Here is a 21,346-nt window from a genome sequence, read left to right as displayed (position 1 = left end):
AAATCAGTATAGAAATGAAAAGAGATAAATGATGTGAAGGCATAAATAAGATTACTGGATGCGTAGCACTTATTTGACCTGAAAGACTGCCAAAACTCAGGCTGTATAAGATCGTATTCGGCAATAAAAAACCGCAACCAGTATCAGCGTTGCGGTTTTTGTGTCACATGCGAAAAATTAGAACGTTTTCTTAAAGTTCAGCATCAAGCCTTTGTCGCTGATGCCGTCCTCTTTCCAGTGGTAAGCATCCAGATGCAGCGAACTTTCTTTGCTACTGTACTTCACGCCGACGCTTGCCAGGCTGTTAATACCGCCGCCCTTCTGCCCGTCGTCAACGTTAAACTGCTGACCACCTGTCCCGGCAAGGCTCGCCGTGCGCTGGCTCTTCGCATAACTCAGGTTCGGCCCGCCCTCCAGCGTGGCGTTCGCGCTCCAGCCGTCTTTCCCTGCGTAGTTCAGTTTCAGCCCGACGATGCTGTCCACCGCCGTTTCGCTGCCACTGTTCATATTCAGGTTAAAGTCACCGGCATTACGTTCCTGATAACCGCCTTCCAGCGTGTGGCGCAGTTTCACTCCGGCATACGGCGTGATTTTCAGCCCTTCGCGCGGTTCAAAGGTTTTCGCCCCTTCGCTGCGGAATTCCAGGTACTGCTGCTTCACGTCGGTATTGGCTGTTTTACTTACGTCGCCGTAAGCTACGGCACGGCTGCTGTCGAGGTTATGAACGTCATAACGCAGGGCGTTATTCCAGTTCACGCCATTCTCAAAGGTCATCTGATGTTGCAGGCCAAAGAACTGGCTGTAACCACCGGTCACGCCGTTGTCCCCGGCCTTGTCAGAACCGTTGCCATCCAGACGGGCGATGCCGTACTCCAGGCTCAGGCTCTGGCTGTCACTCAGGTCAAGCGTTTTACACAGCGCCAGCATGTCGTATTGCGTGTCGTTGCCCAGTTCCGCGCGCGGATCGCCTTTTGCCACCACGTTGAACGCCAGACCATTGCCCACCTTCGGTGCGGCATCCGCCAGCATACTGAAGCGGTTGCTTAACACGCGGGCTTCGCGGAACACGGTGGTCGCCTGGCTGCCGCTGATTTGCTTCAGCGCGCTGTTCAGTTCCGCCGTGGTACCTACGTTCAGACTGGTGTACAGCTCGTTGTTGGTGTAGCCCGCGTCCAGCGCCTTCGCCACATCATTCACACTGCCATCTGTCGCGACATCGGTGTAGGTGTTTTTGGTCATTGTCACGTCTACGTTACCGCTCGCATCCGTACTTCCTTGCGCATTCCACATCACAGTAGTGGACGTGATGGCGTTCGCGTCAGTGAGGTTGCTGCCCTGTACTACGTTATCAAAGTTAACGGTGGTCTCTGCTGTACCCGCAGCGAAGCCAGTGTTGATCTCCACGCCGTTCATGCTGGCGTTATTGACCATCAATCGCCCCGAGCTGCCGTCGGCGTTAGTGCCCACAACATAGCCGTTGAGGTTGTTGGTAGCGCCAGCGTCGCCACTTGAGTTATCAGCAAACGATGTCACTGTAGTATTTGGTACATCCGGTAATGTGTAATCGCCGTAATGAACTTCGGTGGTGTTATCGTTGTTGCCGTTCTTCCCTTCCACATTCACGCTGTCGCCCTGTTTGATCAGGCCAGACCCGGTCACATCATCAGCGATCACCACCGAACCGTTGTTGACGACGTGGCCATTCGTCCCCAGCACACTGAAAGCAAAAGAATCATTGGCATAAATATTAATGGTGCCGTTGTTCTCAATGACTGCGTCTGCCGTTGCATTGGCATCCAGTTGCATTGCAATCAGGCCAGTATCGGTCGTGCCTTCCGTACCCAGGTTAATGATGCCCTCGTTGACCAGTTGCGCATTATTGTTCCCTTCCATCGCCACGGCATTGTTGCCGCTGATGTTCATGGTGCCGTCATTCTGCGCGACATAGTTGTTATGGGTGAATTTCACCGCGCTGGCGTTATCATGGTCGAAATTAATCTCGCCTTCACTCATATTCCAGAAGAACGCGTCGGTCGCCGCCGCGTTACTGGCGCTGACAACGACAGATTTGGCGGTTGAATCCACTTTACCGTTGTTGATAAAGCGCCCGTTATTCCCCCAAATATTCACGGCTCCGTTATTTGAGGAATCGATCAACGACATATGCCCGGTGTTGTACAGCGTACCAGACTGATTCAGGTGAATAGCATTTTTAGCATTATTAAGAATAAACTCACCGCTGTTATTAAATACGGCGTTATTGTTTATTTCTAACATGCCGGCATTGGTGCCACCACTGCTCTCGCCAAGAATCCATTCACCTTCGTTATTCACCACGGCTTTATTGGTTAACATAGCACCGTTTTTAACCGTGCCGCCCTGCTGGTTGTTGAAGGTGCCGTTTTGTTGAGTGATACGGCCGGTAATTACACCGCTGTTATTAACAGTACCGTCTTTCTGTACCAGTTTATTGATGGTCCCTGTATTGCTCACCAATGCATTACTGGCGCCAGCATATATCGTTACCTGGCCTGACACCGTACCGTCGTTATTCAGCGTGCCGCCGTTCACATCAATGTTGTTAATTTTACCTGCGTTATCAACTACGCCGCCGTCATTCAGTTTAATCATGTTACTGATATTTCCGGTTGCGGTATTATCCAGTTCACCGCTCAGAACTGTCAGCATCTGGCTGGTAACAGTTCCTGCGTTGGTAACGCTACCCGGCGTGGTATTGGTTATTACAACGGATTGAGTAAAGTTGGTTGACTGCCCTTCGGCGGTGATCGTATCTCCCCCGGTGTAGACAAGGCTAACTGCCGGATCGGTCGGGTTATACACACCGGCGGTTTGGCAATTGCCAAACGTACAGATAGTGCCGTAATTGATAATGGTGCCCAAACCGTCAGTATAAAAAGCCTGTCCGACATCGGTATCAATATTGATCACACCGGTTTTGTCATTAATCGCCACGCCGGTGCCAACAGCGCCCATTGCGAACAGTTGGTTATTCTGTTGCTTCGTGACGTTTTCATCCGTCGTCAGATTGATAGTGCCCTGGTTTACCGCTGTACCGCCGTTCAGCGCCAGCATACCAAAACCTTCATTGTTGACGTTGATTGTGCCTGTATTCAACCCGGTGGCATCTGCCCAGCCAGTCTCGGTCGACCCCACCAGCATACCGCCGCCCATTAGATACGGAGTATTCGTCTGCCAATAGGCTTCGCTGGTGATATTGCCATTATCATCCAGAGTCGGGATAAAACTATCGACGTTAATTTCTCCGGCATTAATGGCAGTACCTTTTGCTGAAGAAACGCCATAGGTTCCTGCGCCATGCAGATTAATCAGCGCATTAGCTTCGTTAGTGGCTTGCCCATAATTATCCGCCATTAAGGCGAAGAACACTCTGTTATACCAGGGAAGGGGGTAAGCCGCTTCGCCATCACCTCCTTGTGGCGTGGTGGCGGAAACTACGTTAATTGTACCGCCAGTCGCATTTGTCGCATTTGATCCCTCTCCGCTGGCGTGAACCATCGCAACCTTTGAGTCACTGGCCTGATTTTCTCCCGGCAACGCCGTTATGGTGCCGAAATTAGTGACGGTTCCGCCTGCGCGAGCCACCATCAACTCCTGTGAGGTGGCTGCATTAATGGTTCCATAGTTATCAATATGCGTTCCGGAGTCATTTGCCATAAGAACGGCGTAAGGATAAATATATTGGGTATTGATTAAATTGCCGGTAACGTCAATAACGGAGTCTCTGTTGAGAGTGACCGTTGCACCATCCGAAGCTGCAACAAGCGTCACCTGGCCCCGCAGCGTGCTGGCATCCACGCTGGAGTGACCACTGACGTTAACCGTATTCACGCCAGAAACGTTAACACCGGTTACAACCTCCTCAGCGCCTGTTCCTGAAACGTTAATACCGCCCTGCAGATTAACGGTATTACCTTTACCAGTAACGTTGATCCCCCGCATATTGGCTTCCACCGTAGCCATCCCCTCATTGAATGAGAAGTTTATGCTGCCGTTTAAATCAATGGTGTTATTATCACCGCTAATATTTATCCCATCCAGCGGTGACGGTACGCGGGTACTTTCGGCCCCCATACTCGATATCAGGTTGATATTTCCGTCCAGGGTGATATCGCTACTATTACCCGTCATATTGATACCCGTTGCGCCCTGGAACAATCCGCTATCGTCTTTTTCCTGGATAACGTTGATATCTCCCCGCAACTCGACCTGCTCGCGATCGCCCGTAATAGCGACACCCGTACCATTTTTTGAGATGTCGATTTCGCCAACATTGGTAAACTGTACGTCATCGCCGTCGATCATGACGCCGTTCGAATTCTTATCCACAACGGTAATTTTGCCCGTGTTGCCGATGGTCGCGCGATCGCCACTGACATCAATGCCGTGCGCTGCACCGCTAACAAACAGGTCGCCATTCTGGAGGACACGGGTATCATCGCCAGTTAACCGTGTACCCACCGCGTTCACCCCATCAACGGTCATATCCCCTGAAATTTCGAGGTTGTTTCCGTTGCCAGATAAACTTACGCCCGTTGCATTTTCACCTTCAATACTCAGCTCATAAGTTGTCAGCGTGATGCTGTTGCTGCTGCCGCTTACCTCCAGCCCGGTCGTGGCGTCGTTGACGGACATCTTGCCTGAAAGTGAAATACTGCCCTCATCACCGGCAACGTTAACGCCCGTACCACTATTTTTGGTGGTGATATCCCCCACGTTGACGAAGGTGGCGTTGTCGCCGTCGATCAGCACACCGAATCATCGTGCCCTGTCTCGCCAACCGTAATATCACCGATATTCATAAACGTGACATCACTGCCATCCAGCAATACGCCAATGGATTTATCATCCACTACGGTAATATTGCCTTTGTTACTGACAATGGTGCCGTTACCCTCGACGTCAATACCGTGTGCAGCGCCGCTGACGTAAAGATCGCCTTCCTGCTTGATAAGCGCGTCATCACCGATAATTTTGGTCGCCGCCGAGTTTTCACCATCGACGGTCATATTCCCTTTATTATCAATAACAGCATCGTCACCGTTAATCAGGCTACCTGTACCGCCGTTAGTAAATGTGGCGTCACCCTGGGTATTAATCGTCGCGTTGTCACCGTTGACAATAACGGCCGTACCGCCATCCACTTCGGTTTCACCATTGTTATTGATGGTGATGTTATCGCCCGTCAGGATACCGACAATGGAACCTTCGCCAATCGCAGTGGTTTTACCGTCATTGTTCAGAACAATATTATCGCCTTCCACGGTCATTACCGTACCGCCATTCAGCGCAGTGTTGCCGCCCTGGTCGGTAATAATGGCGTCACTGACTTTGATATCGTTGCCCGTGGTTCCATCAACTACCACACCAGCTTCTTTGGTGATGTGGATTTTGCCCTCGTCGTCGTAGCTCCAGGTGATTCCACCCGCTTTGTTAACACCTTCGAAGACTGCCGTGTTGCTGTCTTCATTTACCTTCCACTGTTTGACAATTGTCTGGCGACCGTCTTTTGCCGTCAGGGTATAGCTGCCATCCGCATTCTCGGTGTAGGTAAACGTTGCGTTACGGATTTGCAGCGTTTTTTCAGCTTGATCCCAGGTCACGTTGTTGTTGTATTTGATCGGGTCCGGTTTATCATCCGGTGGTACTGGCGTGTCTCCGCCATCGTCCGGCGGTACTGGCGTATTACCGCCATCGTCCGGCGGTACTGGCGTGTCACCACCATCATCTGGCGGCACTGGCGTGTCACCACCATCATCTGGCGGTACTGGTGTATCACCGCCATCATCCGGTGGTACTGGTGTATCACCGCCATCATCTGGCGGTACTGGCGTGTCTCCGCCATCGTCCGGCGGTACTGGCGAGTCTCCACCACCATCTGGCGGTACTGGTGTATCACCGCCATCGTCCGGCGGTACTGGCGTATTACCGCCATCATCCGGCACCGGAGACCGATCGTCGTGATGGTGATTATTATCATCGTGTAGGGCATAGACCGCGACACCTGTTACTACCGCCGCCAGACCAGCGGCAGCCCAGGGTAAAACGGCACTGTCTTTAAGATCTCTACATTCTGCCGGTAAATTCTCAAGCTGTTCTTTATTTAATATGTGAATATTTGCCGGACAGGATATTTTGCTGGATTTCCGTGTTTCGTCGGCTGACTCGGTTGTAGTGGTATCCGCAGCCCATGTCTGGCTACTTAACGCCATCGCAACACAGACAGACAACAATTTTTTCCTTTGCATATATAACTCCTTAAAAATAGTTCTTGCATAACAAACTACACAAGACTTAAAGACAGAAAGCACTAAATGCTTGCAACGAAGCATTTAATAAACAAAATTTATTTTATTCATGCGGCGAATACTAAGATAGAACAGTTCAGAAATAACAATAAAACAATTATTAAATTATATTCTGCGAGAAAATCATTTTAAACAAATAATTAAAGACCGGAGAGAAAAAGACATTAATAATTCATTCATACAGAAAATAAAATATTAAATTTTATCTATTTTGATGATGAGTTGAAATTATTTACCGCTATAACAAGAGGATATATAATAAATATTAATAACAATGACTTACACTCTAATAATGCTCAGTATTATAAAATAATGCCAATATAGATATTTTGTTTCTAATAGTAATTTATTTTCGCAACCATTTACCATTAATCCCCTGCACATATTCACCCGGCTTCGCGCGAGCGACAAGTTTTTGCCCTGCCAGTTTCGCTATCTCATCTGTGGATACATTATTCTGCTTTGCCAGTTGCTGGTAACTACGATTACGAGCTTCATTAATATCTCTTACCAATGCCTGTGTTTCGGCATCCGTTTCCAGCGCCACCAGGTAACCGTTAAGCGTTTCACCGACCCGCCCCTGACTTCTGGCTTCATTCAGGGTCAATGCCATCGCACTGCTGCTCATCAGGCCAATAATCCACACCATTATGAGTAATGTTCTTTTCATCATTACCTCAAAAAAGATCGCTACGGGTTTTAAGCAGGTCTTCAACATCTTTGTCCGCTTTGATGATGATCTCATGCTCAATTTTAACGTTCATATTAATGGTGATTGGCTCCTTCGGCGCAGCCACCTCTATGCGCGGAGTGCAACCAACCAACATAAAAGAAGACGCGAGCGCGGCTATCACTATTTTCATTGTTTTTCCTCACATTCTTTTCCTGACGGGCAGTCATTTTCCGGGATACGGGCATTCTGTTCCAGCCACGCCTGGAGATTATCGCCAAAGCGTAAACTGCGCCATAACGTAAAAATATTCTCTTCGTGACTGTAATTAAGATTCACAGTGCCTGTTTTGCCATCAACCCGACTATTACCGCTGATCGTTGCCTGCATGGTTAATACACCGAGATTATCTAAATTAATTTTTGTCGATGAACGGCTAATTTCCATATAGCGCAACCAGTTGATAGCGGTTCCGGCGGTCATATTGTCTTTTGCTACTGCATCCGCCGTGTCTTTATCCAGACGTAAAGTCATGGGGCCTGAGTTTGCCAGCCAACCATCTTTTACAATCCATTTTTCATTATTCAGCCATAATGGCAAAGCACCACTAAATGCCCCTGACATAGCGAATTGTTTCGGGTTGACGGCGCTAATCAGTTCACTGGATGAGAGATTATTCAGGCGCAATAGCGCCGGATCGTGCTGCGGCATACGTAATTGTTTCATCAGCACGTTACCGCCTAAAACATCAACACTCACATTGGTCAGTAGCAAGGGTTCGTCTTCGGTCCACGGATAACGCCCCTGAAGATCGGCAGTGATATTTTTTGCCGTCACAAGGTTAACCACTTCAGCAATACGTAATGATACAGGTCGCCGCGTCCCCAGGTGCCACGCACCGTCGCCAAAACGGAACGGTAGTACAAAGTCGACGCCGTTGACCTGGTTATCAGGCATCCAGGCGCTGCCACCTTTTAATACGCCATGCCCCCCCGCACGGAAGCCTTGATCAGGCGCAGCGGAAAAGGCTACCTGAGCATACAGCTCGCCATCGCGTAGGTTCATCTTCCAGTCAGGTGGCACCAGCGGCTGAAATACAGTGAGTGATTGTTTAGGCCACCAGGCGTTACCGCGCAGACGAATACCGTCCCAGCGACCATTTACCCGTACCGGACCAATCTCGCCAGCATGTAAATCGCCTTTGAAGAGGAAATAAGTTGGTTCGCGCCCTTTAACACTAAATTTTAAGGTTGATGGCGGTAACACGCGGCCCCCCGTGAAAAGCGTTTGCCCTGCATCCAGCGAAAGCGCACCACTAAAAGACGGATTCTGAGCGTCGCGTACCCAGACAACGGGTTTATCAAGAATTAAGCGCGGCGTTTCCACCGTCATTGTGCCATATTGCAACTGGTCGAAACCGGTCGAAAGATCGGTAAGCGTAATCGTGCTGTCATGCCACTCACCTTTTCCTGCGACATCCCAGTTGGCATTCATCGGGGTAAAACTGCCTTTTCCCCAGTAACGCCACTGCCAGCGTCCTGCATCAGGGAGAAAATCGTTCGCCTGACCATCCATATGCAGCACAAAGTCGCCCAGTTCATTTTCATGTGCCTGCAAAATAGCCTGCAAGCGCCCGTCAACACCACGTTGAGTGACTTTTACCCCCGCTAAAGGCCAGCGGATTTCATCGATGTCCAGTGAATCGATGACTCTCCCCTTTGAACGTAATAACGCGCCAGGCTCAAAGGCCAGCGTTGGGTCAGTCAGACTTCCGCTTAGCTGTGCCGGTAAACGGGCATATAAAATAAGATCCGCCTGTTTCGCTTCACCGGTCAGCTGCAGTGGCATCTGACTGTTATCCATGCTTAATTTTCCTGGGCCAAAATTAAGCACCGCATTGCCCTTACCCGCTTTTCCCTGGGTCAGCACACTCAGCCGACCACTGACTAATGCGTTCTCAAGCCCGGCCTGCCAGTTATCGACTTTGACACCCAACCGTCCACTAAGGGGAAAACCTGCATACGGCCAGCTCCAGCGACCATCACTTACCGTCAATTGCTGACGTGTAATTTCCCATGGTAAATCGAGCAATGGATCGCCGTTATCTCGTGCCATCACAATCAATTGCCCGCTATTTTCCTGCCACTCAAGTTCGGCATCCACCAGCGACGGTTCCTGCGGCAAATTCAACGTCGCAGTAGCATGGCCACTTACAGGAAGCCCATCCGGCACTAGCGGCAGGGTAAATTCTCCCACCAGTTTTACCGGCGGCTGATTTTCGAACGCGGCGACATCCAGCTCGCTGACTGTAAGTTGTTGCCCTTTAAGCTGGCCTTGAAATTTAACTTTTTCGCCCTGATAACGCAGTTGCTGGATATCAGAGGTTAACGCGAGAGAGAGTTTTCCCTGCCATTCCTGCCAGGGAGAAAAGATCAGTTTATCAATATTGATCCAGGTGTTAGGCAACATGGCTTGCCACTGCGCGAGGGTCTTCGGCGCGGCTGGAGAGGGTTCTTCCTGTGGTAATTTAGCCAGGCAATTAGAGTCAAGTTCTACGGCACCGACATTCAATAACCAGCGGCTGGGATGTGAAAGACTGGCGTTGGTGATATGTGCAAGCTGACAATCTCCCACCAGATAACGGAGATCGGGAATGATTAAACCTTTACGCGTAATGCGTGGGCTTTCATCTAATGCAATACGTGTACCGAGCGGTAGCCAGATGCCCGCCAGCGTGGGCACCCACAATCCGAGCGTCATCAGCAACGTCAACGGCACAAGAATAATCAGTAATAGCAGCGCGAGAACAGCTTTATATTTACCCAACATGGGTAGTTAATATCCTGATTTAGCGAAAAATTAAGCATTCAATACGGGTATTGTGGCATGTTTAACCGTTCAGTTGAAGGTTGCGCCTACACTAAGCATAGTTGTTAATGAATTTTTCAATATGGCTATAGCTTTCAATTATATTTTATATTTTGTAAAATATTTTTAGTAGCTTAAGCGTGATTCAACATCACTGGAGAAAGTCTTATGAAACTCGCCGTATATAGCACAAAACAGTACGACAAGAAGTACCTGCAACAGGTGAACGAGTCCTTTAGCTTTGAGCTGGAATTTTTTGACTTTCTGCTGACGGAAAAAACCGCTAAAACTGCCAATGGCTGCGAAGCGGTATGTATTTTCGTAAACGATGACGGCAGCCGCCCGGTGCTGGAAGAGCTGAAAAAGCACGGCGTTAAATATATCGCCCTGCGCTGTGCCGGTTTCAACAACGTCGACCTTGACGCGGCAAAAGAACTGGGGCTGAAAGTAGTCCGTGTTCCAGCCTATGATCCAGAGGCCGTTGCTGAACACGCCATCGGTATGATGATGACGCTGAACCGCCGTATTCACCGCGCGTATCAGCGTACCCGTGACGCTAACTTCTCTCTGGAAGGTCTGACCGGCTTTACTATGTATGGCAAAACAGCGGGCGTTATCGGCACCGGTAAGATCGGTGTGGCGATGCTGCGCATTCTGAAAGGTTTTGGTATGCGTCTGCTTGCGTTCGATCCGTACCCAAGTGCGGCGGCGCTGGAGCTCGGTGTGGAGTATGTCGATCTGCCGACCCTGTTCTCTGAATCAGACGTTATCTCCCTGCACTGCCCACTAACGCCGGAGAACTACCACCTGCTGAATGAGGCGGCGTTTGATCAGATGAAAAACGGCGTAATGATCGTCAACACCAGTCGTGGCGCATTGATTGATTCCCAGGCGGCAATTGAAGCTCTGAAAAACCAGAAAATTGGCTCGCTGGGGATGGACGTGTATGAAAACGAACGCGATCTGTTCTTTGAAGATAAATCCAACGACGTGATCCAGGATGACGTGTTCCGTCGTCTGTCTGCCTGCCATAACGTGCTGTTTACCGGACACCAGGCATTCCTGACGGCAGAAGCTCTGACCAGTATTTCCCAGACCACGCTGCAAAACTTAAGCAATCTGGAAAAAGGCGAATCCTGCCCGAACGAACTGGTTTAATCCTGCAGCTCCCCTGCAAACCAGGGGAGCTTATTCAGATAATCCCCAAAGATCTTTCATCCACTATTCTTAAAATATGTTTTGTAGGACGGGTAAGGCGCGTCGCGTTGCATTCGGCAGTCAGCACCTGATTTATACCTTAAGTTGAGAACCAAAATGAAGAAAGTAGCCGCGCTTGTTGCGTTAAGCCTGCTGATGGCGGGATGTGTAAGTAATGACAAAATTGCTGTGACGCCAGAACAATTACAGCATCACCGCTTTGTGCTGGAAAGTGTCAACGGTCAACCTGTTACCAGCGATAAAAACCCGCCAGAAATCAGCTTTGGTGAAAAGATGATGATTTCTGGCAACATGTGCAACCGCTTTAGCGGCGAGGGTAAACTTTCTGGCGGTGAACTGAAAGTTAAAGGACTGGCAATGACCCGCATGATGTGTGCCAACCCACAGCTTAACGAACTCGATCACACCATCAGCGAAATGCTGAAAGAAGGTGCGCAGGTAGATCTAACCGCCAACCAGTTGACGCTGGCAACCGCGAAACAGACATTAACTTATAAACTGGCAGATTTAATGAATTAATAGCTGCCACAGCTTCCGGCGGCAAGTGACTGTTCGCTACAGCGTTTGCCGTTGGGTAATGCACACATTCCAATAGCCGTTCCGTCAAGTTGACGGGCAACGGATAGCGAACCACCAATCATCGCGCAATTTGCTTCACCGCTACTGGACATGGACGCTTTTAAACCAGGCGCCACATGCGCCGCAGTTGCCTGCTGAACTGGTTCACTACTACACGCCGATAACAATAAAGCGGCACACCCGACCCACAACACTGCTCGCATCTTTACTTCCTCTAATCTTTAAACCAAACGACACCGCCGTAAATAATAGGCAGCACAGACGACTACGTCGAGAACAACTATGTGTGTTGCAACGCATTGTTACTTTTTTATGGCTATTTTTTTGTCCACTGTTTGATCAAAACATTCATTACGCTGATATGGGGGACACAAAAGCGAAAATGCAACAGAAAGCCATTTGCTAAAATTGAGAGATAACTACTGGGCGCGCAGTTTTTTCGTGTGCCCCTCATTTGCGCAATGTAAGGGTGTTGTATGATCACAATTGATGGTAATGGCGCGGTAGCTTCGGTGGCATTTCGTACCAGTGAAGTTATCGCCATCTACCCTATTACCCCAAGTTCCACGATGGCGGAACAGGCCGATGCATGGGCCGGAAACGGCTTGAAAAACGTGTGGGGAGATACGCCCCGCGTGGTTGAAATGCAGTCAGAAGCTGGTGCTATCGCGACTGTGCACGGCGCTTTGCAAACGGGTGCTCTCTCGACATCATTTACATCATCGCAGGGTTTACTGCTGATGATTCCGACGTTGTACAAACTGGCGGGCGAACTGACGCCGTTTGTACTGCATGTAGCAGCGCGTACCGTCGCTACTCATGCGCTCTCTATTTTTGGCGATCATTCAGACGTGATGGCCGTGCGCCAAACCGGTTGCGCCATGTTGTGTGCAGCAAACGTTCAGGAAGCGCAGGACTTCGCTCTCATTTCACATATCGCAACACTAAAAAGCCGTGTGCCGTTTATTCATTTTTTTGATGGTTTCCGCACGTCCCACGAGATCAACAAAATCGTTCCACTGGCTGACGACACGATTCTTGAACTGATGCCGCAGGCAGAAATTGATGCCCACCGCGCCCGCGCGCTGAACCCGGAACATCCGGTAATTCGCGGCACCTCGGCTAACCCGGACACCTACTTCCAGTCACGTGAAGCCACCAACCCGTGGTACAACGCAGTTTACGACCATGTTGAACAGGCGATGAATGATTTCGCCGCCGCTACGGGTCGTCAGTATCAGCCTTTTGAATACTACGGGCATCCACAAGCAGAACGGGTGATTATCCTGATGGGATCTGCCATCGGTACTTGTGAAGAAGTGGTTGATGAGTTACTTACCCGTGGCGAAAAAGTCGGGGTGCTGAAAGTTCGACTATACCGCCCGTTCTCCGCCAAACACTTACTGCAAGCATTGCCAGACTCCGTGCGAACTGTCGCGGTGCTGGATCGTACCAAAGAGCCGGGCGCCCAGGCAGAGCCACTGTATCTGGACGTAATGACCGCGCTGGCGGAAGCCTTTAATAATGGTGAGCGTGAAACACTGCCACGCGTCATTGGCGGGCGCTATGGCTTATCATCCAAAGAGTTTGGCCCGGATTGTGTGCTGGCAGTATTTGCCGAACTTAACGCAGCCAAACCCAAACCCCGTTTTACCGTCGGTATTTACGATGATGTAACCAATCTGTCGCTACCATTGCCAGAAAATACCCTGCCAAACTCCGCGAAGCTGGAAGCCCTGTTTTATGGTCTGGGCAGTGATGGCAGCGTTTCCGCGACTAAAAACAATATCAAGATTATCGGTAACTCCACGCCGTGGTATGCGCAGGGTTATTTTGTTTACGACTCCAAAAAAGCCGGTGGTCTGACAGTTTCTCACCTGCGCGTAAGCGAACATCCCATTCGTTCTGCATATCTGATTCCCCAGGCTGATTTTGTTGGTTGCCACCAGTTGCAGTTTATCGATAAATATCAGATGGCTGAGCGTTTAAAACCTGGCGGTATTTTCCTGCTTAACACGCCGTACAGTGCCGATGAAGTCTGGTCGCGGTTGCCGCAAGAAGTGCAGGCGGTGCTGAATCAGAAAAAAGCACGCTTTTATGTCATTAACGCAGCGAAAATCGCGCGTGAATGTGGACTGGCGGCTCGTATTAATACCGTAATGCAGATGGCGTTTTTCCACCTGACACAAATTCTGCCTGGCGACAGCGCCCTAGCTGAATTGCAGGGCGCGATTGCCAAAAGCTACAGCAGCAAAGGCCAGGATCTGGTGGAGCGCAACTGGCAGGCACTGGCGCTGGCGCGAGAATCCGTGGAAGAAGTCCCGTTACAGCCGGTCAATCCGCATAGTGCGAATCGTCCACCGGTGGTTTCCGATGCTGCACCTGATTTCGTTAAAACCGTTACCGCTGCGATGCTCGCCGGACTTGGCGATGCCCTCCCCGTTTCGGCGCTGCCGCCAGACGGCACATAGCCGATGGGAACCACGCGCTGGGAAAAACGCAATATCGCCGAAGAGATCCCCATCTGGAAAGAGGAACTCTGTACCCAATGTAACCACTGCGTCGCTGCTTGCCCACACTCCGCTATTCGCGCAAAAGTGGTGCCACCCGAAGCAATGGAAAACGCCCCTGCCAGCCTGCATTCGCTGGATGTCAAATCGCGCGATATGCGCGGGCAGAAATATGTGTTGCAGGTCGCACCGGAAGATTGCACCGGCTGTAATCTGTGTGTTGAAGTTTGCCCGGCGAAAGACCGACAGAATCCAGAGATCAAAGCCATCAATATGATGTCGCGTCTGGAACATGTGGAAGAAGAGAAAATCAATTACGATTTCTTCCTCAACCTGCCAGAAATCGACCGCAGCAAACTGGAACGTATTGATATTCGGACTTCGCAGTTAATCACACCGCTGTTTGAATATTCTGGTGCTTGTTCCGGTTGTGGCGAAACGCCATATATCAAATTGCTTACTCAGCTCTATGGCGACCGGATGTTAATCGCTAACGCCACTGGCTGTTCGTCAATTTACGGCGGTAACCTGCCATCCACACCGTATACCACTGATGCCAACGGTCGAGGTCCTGCCTGGGCGAATTCACTGTTTGAAGATAACGCCGAATTTGGCCTGGGCTTCCGCCTGACGGTCGATCAGCATCGTGTCCGCGTGCTGCGCCTGCTGGATCAGTTTGCCGATAAAATCCCGGCGGAGTTACTGGCAGCGTTGAAATCAGACGCCACGCCAAACGTTCGCCGCGAACAGGTTGCCACGCTGCGCCAGCATCTCAAAGATGTGAGTGAAGCTCATGAACTGCTACGCGACGCTGATGCGTTGGTGGAAAAATCAATCTGGCTGATTGGTGGCGACGGCTGGGCTTACGATATCGGCTTCGGTGGTCTGGATCATGTATTGAGCCTGACGGAAAACGTCAACATTCTGGTACTGGATACGCAATGCTACTCCAATACCGGCGGTCAGGCGTCTAAAGCAACGCCGCTTGGCGCGGTGACTAAGTTTGGCGAACACGGCAAACGCAAAGCGCGTAAAGATCTCGGCGTCAGTATGATGATGTACGGTCATGTTTATGTGGCGCAGATTTCTCTCGGCGCGCAGTTGAACCAGACGGTAAAAGCGATTCAGGAAGCGGAAGCCTATCCGGGGCCGTCGCTGATCATTGCTTACAGCCCGTGTGAAGAGCATGGTTATGACCTTGCATTGAGCCACGACCAGATGCGCCAACTCACCGCAACCGGCTTCTGGCCGCTGTATCGCTTTGATCCACGTCGTGCCGATGAAGGCAAACTGCCACTGGCGCTGGATTCTCGTCCGCCATCAGAGGCTCTGGAAGAGACATTGCTCCATGAGCAACGTTTCCGCCGTCTGAATTCGCAACAGCCAGAAGTGGCGGAACAGTTATGGAAAGATGCCGCAGCCGATCTGCAAAAACGCTATGACTTCCTCGCGCAAATGGCAGGAAAAACGGATAAAAGTGGCACCGAGTAGCGTCGTCGGATAAGGATTATCCGGAACGAAAAAAAAAGCCCGAATGAAAGTTCGGGCTTGTCTTTTTATTTGCTGGGAAAGAAATAACTATAGCAATGACCCAACGATAAATAATATCTGTGACAATAAAGGCATATAACCCACGCAGAATAACGCATCATTTTTTAAAAGTATAATTTTTATTTTGCATGTATAACCATCAAATCATTCACCAAACTAATCATCATTTCCCAGGAATTATTTGATTAAGGTTTTACTTAAGGCGTAACAAATGACATTTATCGGCTAATGGAACTTTTCCTTTAGGATGTTTTCACTTCCCACACGGGGAATGAAAGGCAAATAAAATAACTAAAGGATTTTTTCAATGAAAAGCAAAATACTGGCACTCTTAATCCCTGCCCTGCTCGCCGCAGGTGCTGGACATGCAGCAGAAATTTATAATAAAGACGGCAATAAATTAGATCTTTATGGCAAAGTTGATGGCCTACATTATTTTTCTGATAGTTCTGCAAAAGATGGCGATCAGAGCTATGCGCGTCTTGGATTTAAAGGCGAAACACAAATTAACGATCAACTCACTGGCTATGGTCAGTGGGAATACAATATTCAGGCAAACAATACTGAATCCTCAGAAAACCAATCCTGGACTCGTCTGGCATTCGCCGGATTGAAATTTGCAAATTACGGTTCTTTCGATTACGGACGTAATTACGGTGTAATGTACGACGTAGAGGGCTGGACCGATATGCTGCCAGAATTTGGCGGTGACTCCTACACCAATGCAGACAACTTTATGACCGGTCGTGCTAATGGCGTAGCGACATATCGTAATACTGATTTCTTCGACCTGGTTAATGGTCTGAACTTCGCAGTGCAGTATCAGGGTAATAACGAAGGAGCAAACAACGGTCAGGAAGGCACCAACAACGGACGTGATGTTCGTCATGAAAACGGCGACGGCTGGGGGCTTTCCACAACCTACGATTTAGGTATGGGCTTTAGCGCGGGCGCGGCATACACCTCCTCAGACCGCACCAATGACCAGGTTAACCATACTGCGGCGGGTGGCGATAAAGCCGATGCCTGGACTGCCGGGATTAAATATGATGCTAACAACATTTATCTGGCAACCATGTATTCCGAAACGCGTAATATGACACCATTTGGCAACAGCGATTACGCCGTTGCGAACAAGACCCAGAACTTTGAAGTCACTGCCCAATATCAGTTTGACTTTGGTCTGCGTCCGGCAGTGTCTTTCCTGATGTCTAAAGGGCGTGACCTGAACGCTGCTGGCGGTGCTGATAACCCGGCCGGTGTTGACGATAAAGATCTGGTCAAATACGCCGATGTTGGCGCAACATATTATTTCAACAAAAATATGTCTACCTATGTTGACTATAAAATTAACTTGTTGGATGAAGATGACAGCTTCTACGCCGCCAACGGTATCTCTACCGATGATATTGTCGCTTTAGGTCTGGTTTATCAGTTCTAATCCTGCCTGCCCGCCTCTCTGGCGGGCTTTTTCTACTTATTAAATCCTGCTTAATCTAAATTAAAAATGTGAACTCCGTCATTATACAAAAGACCTCATCTGGCGTTACACTTTATGCGGATACTAAAACAGGAGGTTTTATGAACAGAACGATTCTTGTCCCTATCGATATTTCCGATTCAGAATTAACTCAACGCGTGATTAGCCATGTTGAGGCCGAGGCAAAGATTGATGATGCAGAGGTTCATTTCCTGACGGTAATACCTTCGCTGCCCTACTATGCCTCTCTGGGTTTAGCGTATTCCGCAGAATTACCGGCAATGGATGACCTGAAAGCGGAAGCTAAATCGCAACTGGAAGAGATAATTAAAAAATTCAAGCTGCCGACTGACAGAGTGCATGTTCATGTTGAAGAAGGTTCGCCAAAAGACCGCATTCTGGAAATGGCGAAAAAGATCCCTGCTCATATGATCATCATTGCCTCCCATCGACCGGATATCACCACCTACCTGCTCGGCTCTAACGCCGCCGCCGTCGTGCGTCATGCAGAGTGCTCCGTGCTGGTCGTGCGCTAAAAACTAACGCCCGCACGTCGCTGCGGGCTTTTTGATTCATTTCGCAAATGTGCTGACATTTTCCCCTCTAATCCGTACCATACACGCCACAGTTTTTATATCAGATTTCTTATGCTGGACATTCCGGCATGACGCATACTCTTCTGATGCCATATAACGAATTGAGTCGCTTTTAAATGTCGCAAAATCAAGAAATTAGTAAGAAAGAACAATACAACCTGAACAAGTAAGGGCAAAAATCACAACTCTCTGACTCATAAGTATTTTACTTATTTTTCAATGTGTTAAACATCATCAGCGACAACAATAAGCTACGATAACCCACTCTTTTTTTGCCCCTTTTTTGCCCCTTTTGCAGCGCTTTGCCCCATTTTTGCCATCAACAATTCTCCTCATAAAGTCATTTCAAAGCCTAATAGCTGCCCTAATTTTTTCCTCAATACCACATCGCCAGCAGGAAACAACCTAATCCCTGTGTTGGGCCCACAACCGCTAATGATAATCATTTTCATTTTGCATGGCTTATGCTATAAAACATAGCTGTTGCTATGTTTGTTCTAATTTTGCTCACTATAGGTACTAAATTATGCACTCAATAAAAAAAGTAACCATGCTCTTGGGGTGCCTCGCCCTCACCTGCTCGATCGCATTTCAGGCAAGTGCAACTGAAAAATTCAAGGTCATTACAACATTTACCATCATCGCGGATATGGCCAAAAACGTGGCTGGAGATGCTGCAGAAGTCTCATCCATAACCAAGCCTGGTGCAGAAATTCATGAGTATCAGCCTACCCCTGGAGATATTAAACGTGCGCAGGGGGCACAACTGATTCTCGCCAATGGTATGAATCTGGAATTGTGGTTCCAACGCTTTTACCAACATCTCAATGGGGTTCCAGAAGTAATTGTCTCTTCGGGTGTGACGCCAGTAGGGATCACCGAAGGACCCTATGAGGGCAAACCTAACCCCCATGCCTGGATGTCGCCAGATAATGCTCTGATTTATGTCGATAATATTCGTGATGCGTTGATAAAATACGATCCGGCAAATGCACAAACCTACCAACGTAATGCCGATACTTATAAAGCCAAGATTACCCAAACCCTTGCCCCCCTGCGTAAGCAGATTGCTGAACTCCCTGAGAATCAGCGATGGATGGTCACCAGTGAAGGGGCTTTTTCTTATCTCGCACGCGATTTGGGGCTAAAAGAGCTTTATCTGTGGCCGATTAATGCCGATCAACAAGGCACGCCGCAGCAGGTACGTAAGGTTGTTGATATGGTGAAGAAAAATCATATCCCGGCAGTCTTTAGCGAGAGTACGATTTCCGATAAACCAGCGCGTCAGGTTGCGCGTGAAACCGGCGCGCACTACGGCGGTGTACTCTATGTCGATTCCCTGAGCACAGAAAACGGCCCGGTACCTACGTATATCGACCTTCTGAAGGTTACTACCAGTACGCTGGTACAGGGAATTAAAGCCGGGAAAAGGGAGAAATAATGATGCAATCTGCGGGCATTGTCGTTAATGATGTTACTGTCACCTGGCGTAACGGGCACACAGCACTGCGCGATGCATCCTTCACAGTACCAAGTGGATCTATTGCCGCTCTGGTTGGGGTAAACGGTTCCGGAAAATCGACGTTGTTTAAAGCGATTATGGGATTTGTGCGTCTGACCAGCGGAAAGATATCTGTTCTGGGTATTCCCACGCGACAGGCGCTACAGAAAAACCTGGTTGCCTACGTCCCTCAGTCAGAAGAGGTTGACTGGTCATTTCCTGTACTAGTGGAAGATGTGGTGATGATGGGCCGCTATGGGCACATGGGTATGTTGCGTATAGCCAAAAAGAGGGATCGTCAGATTGTCACCGATGCGCTGGAACGTGTCGATATGGTGGATTTTCGCCATCGACAAATCGGCGAGCTTTCCGGTGGACAAAAGAAACGCGTCTTTCTGGCGAGAGCGATTGCACAGCAGGGTGATGTGATCCTGCTGGATGAACCTTTTACCGGCGTTGATGTGAAAACCGAAGCGAAAATCATCAGCCTGTTGAGGGAGTTACGCGCGGAAGGCAAGACGATGCTTGTCTCAACGCACAATCTCGGCTCAGTCACGACATTTTGCGATTATACGGTCATGGTCAAAGGCACCGTCCTGGCAAGCGGGCCGACAGACACCACTTTTACAGCCGAGAACCTGGAGCTGGCTTTTAGCGGCGTACTGCGCCATGTCACACTTAACGGCTCGGAAGAAAGCATTATTACTGACGATGAACACCCTTTTGTGGCACATCGACCGTCAGCGGTGCAGGGGGAAGCAAGATGAACGTGCTACTGGAACCCTTCAGCTATGAATATATGCTCAATGCGATGTGGGTCTCGGCGATGGTCGGCGGTCTCTGCGCTTTCCTGTCATGCTATCTGATGCTAAAAGGCTGGTCGCTGATTGGCGATGCGCTGTCGCACTCTATTGTCCCGGGTGTTGCGGGGGCATATATGCTGGGGCTTCCGTTTTCTCTGGGAGCCTTCTTTTCCGGCGGACTGGCAGCGGGCAGCATGCTGTTTCTTAACCAACGCACTCGCTTAAAAGAAGATGCCATCATCGGCCTGATCTTCTCCTCCTTTTTTGGCCTGGGGCTGTTTATGGTGTCATTGAACCCGACATCCGTGAACATTCAGACCATCGTCCTGGGCAATATTCTGGCAATCGATCCGGCGGATATCCTGCAACTCACTATCATTGGCATTCTCTCGATCATCGTGCTTTTTTTCAAATGGAAAGATCTTATGGTGACCTTTTTCGACGAGAATCACGCTCGTGCTATTGGATTGCATCCGGGCAGATTAAAAATCCTCTTCTTCACCCTGCTGTCGGTTTCGACCGTTGCGGCGCTGCAAACGGTTGGTGCCTTTCTGGTGATCTGTCTGGTGGTGACTCCCGGTGCAACAGCATGGTTGTTAACCGATCGTTTTCCCCGCCTGCTCATAATTGCTGTAACTATTGGCAGTGTAACCAGTTTCCTCGGCGCGTGGGTCAGTTACTTTCTGGACGGCGCGACAGGTGGAATCATCGTGGTGGCGCAGACACTGCTGTTTCTTTTAGCATTTGTATTTGCGCCCACCCATGGGCTTTTGGCAAATCGTCGGCGTGCGCATAAAGCGCTGGAGGATCGCTCATGATGGCATTATTACTGGAGCCACTGCAGTTCACCTTTATGAGTCACGCACTGCTGATTTCACTGGTAGTTTCCATACCCTGTGCGCTGCTGTCGGTCTTTCTGGTCCTGAAAGGTTGGGCACTGATGGGTGACGCGATGAGTCATGCGGTTTTTCCTGGCATCGTGCTTGCCTGGATTCTGGGGTTACCTCTGGCTACAGGGGCATTCGTCGCCGGAGTATTCTGCGCGGTGGCGACGGGATACCTGAAAGACAACAGCCGAATCAAGCAAGATACAGTGATGGGGATTGTTTTTTCTGGCATGTTTGCCGCAGGTCTGATCTTGTATATTGCAGTCAAACCAGACGTACATTGGATTTGCCCCTATATTTCCAGACACCTGTTATCACTTAACCCATTACTGGCCT

12 protein-coding genes and 2 pseudogenes are annotated in these 21,346 nt (G+C 49.5%); 9 read left to right on the top strand and 5 right to left on the bottom strand.

All coding sequences use genetic code 11. The annotated features are described in order from the left end of the window. Window positions 1-177 precede the first annotated feature (177 nt). From BEG40_RS21930 to BEG40_RS15735, 4 genes and pseudogenes are all read right to left on the bottom strand, one after another. Window positions 178-6,287, bottom strand: a pseudogene (locus BEG40_RS21930) (pectate lyase-fold domain-containing protein). Window positions 6,288-6,693: 406 nt separating this feature from the next. Then, window positions 6,694-7,017, bottom strand: a complete 324-nt coding sequence (locus BEG40_RS15745) for a YdbL family probable chaperone protein (protein WP_000831644.1) — start codon at window positions 7,015-7,017, stop codon at window positions 6,694-6,696. A gap of 7 nt (window positions 7,018-7,024) precedes the next feature. Further along, window positions 7,025-7,210 (bottom strand): YnbE family lipoprotein, encoded by a 186-nt coding sequence (locus BEG40_RS15740; protein WP_000706311.1) that lies wholly within the window; start codon window positions 7,208-7,210, stop codon window positions 7,025-7,027. Then, entirely contained in the window at window positions 7,207-9,846 is a 2,640-nt protein-coding gene (locus BEG40_RS15735; protein WP_105285711.1) for a YdbH family protein, read from the bottom strand. The genes BEG40_RS15740 and BEG40_RS15735 overlap by 4 nt, the downstream gene beginning before the upstream one ends. Window positions 9,847-10,053: 207 nt before the next feature. Between BEG40_RS15735 and ldhA the strand changes: the two genes are divergently transcribed. Continuing rightward, on the top strand, window positions 10,054-11,043 hold the full coding sequence (gene ldhA / locus BEG40_RS15730) for a D-lactate dehydrogenase (RefSeq protein ID WP_105285710.1): 990 nt from the start codon (window positions 10,054-10,056) through the stop codon (window positions 11,041-11,043). A gap of 156 nt (window positions 11,044-11,199) precedes the next feature. Next, window positions 11,200-11,622, top strand: a complete 423-nt coding sequence (gene hslJ / locus BEG40_RS15725; protein WP_021550836.1) for a heat shock protein HslJ — start codon at window positions 11,200-11,202, stop codon at window positions 11,620-11,622. Here hslJ and BEG40_RS15720 read toward each other — a convergent pair. Beyond that, window positions 11,619-11,885, bottom strand: coding sequence for a putative hemolysin (locus BEG40_RS15720; protein WP_001203005.1), 267 nt, complete (start codon window positions 11,883-11,885; stop codon window positions 11,619-11,621). The genes hslJ and BEG40_RS15720 overlap by 4 nt on opposite strands. Before the next feature lie 273 nt (window positions 11,886-12,158). On the opposite strand from BEG40_RS15720, the pseudogene nifJ reads away from it, so the two are divergent. The 7 genes and pseudogenes from nifJ to BEG40_RS15685 form a co-directional block, all read left to right on the top strand. Continuing rightward, a pseudogene (gene nifJ, locus BEG40_RS15715) lies at window positions 12,159-15,683 on the top strand (pyruvate:ferredoxin (flavodoxin) oxidoreductase). Between the two features lie 367 nt (window positions 15,684-16,050). Next, window positions 16,051-17,184: a porin OmpN gene (gene ompN, locus BEG40_RS15710; protein WP_105285709.1), complete on the top strand. Its 1,134-nt coding sequence runs from the start codon at window positions 16,051-16,053 to the stop codon at window positions 17,182-17,184. Window positions 17,185-17,324: 140 nt separating this feature from the next. Continuing rightward, on the top strand, window positions 17,325-17,759 hold the full coding sequence (gene uspF / locus BEG40_RS15705) for a universal stress protein UspF (RefSeq protein ID WP_001082294.1): 435 nt from the start codon (window positions 17,325-17,327) through the stop codon (window positions 17,757-17,759). A gap of 586 nt (window positions 17,760-18,345) precedes the next feature. Next, on the top strand, window positions 18,346-19,260 hold the full coding sequence (sitA, locus tag BEG40_RS15700) for an iron/manganese ABC transporter substrate-binding protein SitA (RefSeq protein WP_000555618.1): 915 nt from the start codon (window positions 18,346-18,348) through the stop codon (window positions 19,258-19,260). Next, complete coding sequence (sitB, locus tag BEG40_RS15695) at window positions 19,260-20,087, top strand: iron/manganese ABC transporter ATP-binding protein SitB (protein WP_000983720.1); 828 nt, start codon at window positions 19,260-19,262, stop codon at window positions 20,085-20,087. The genes sitA and sitB overlap by 1 nt, the downstream gene beginning before the upstream one ends. After that, window positions 20,084-20,941: an iron/manganese ABC transporter permease subunit SitC gene (gene sitC / locus BEG40_RS15690; RefSeq protein ID WP_001101728.1), complete on the top strand. Its 858-nt coding sequence runs from the start codon at window positions 20,084-20,086 to the stop codon at window positions 20,939-20,941. The genes sitB and sitC overlap by 4 nt, the downstream gene beginning before the upstream one ends. Beyond that, the coding region (locus tag BEG40_RS15685) for a metal ABC transporter permease (protein ID WP_198600211.1) at window positions 20,938-21,346 on the top strand (409 nt) is incomplete at its 3' end. The genes sitC and BEG40_RS15685, both read left to right, overlap by 4 nt.

Origin of the sequence: Escherichia sp. MOD1-EC5495, assembly GCF_002965965.1 — a bacterium.
In the GTDB taxonomy this organism is placed as follows: Bacteria; Pseudomonadota; Gammaproteobacteria; order Enterobacterales; family Enterobacteriaceae; genus Escherichia; species Escherichia ruysiae.
Note: the sequence above shows the minus strand (reverse complement) of the source record. Positions and strands in the feature narration are given on the sequence as shown.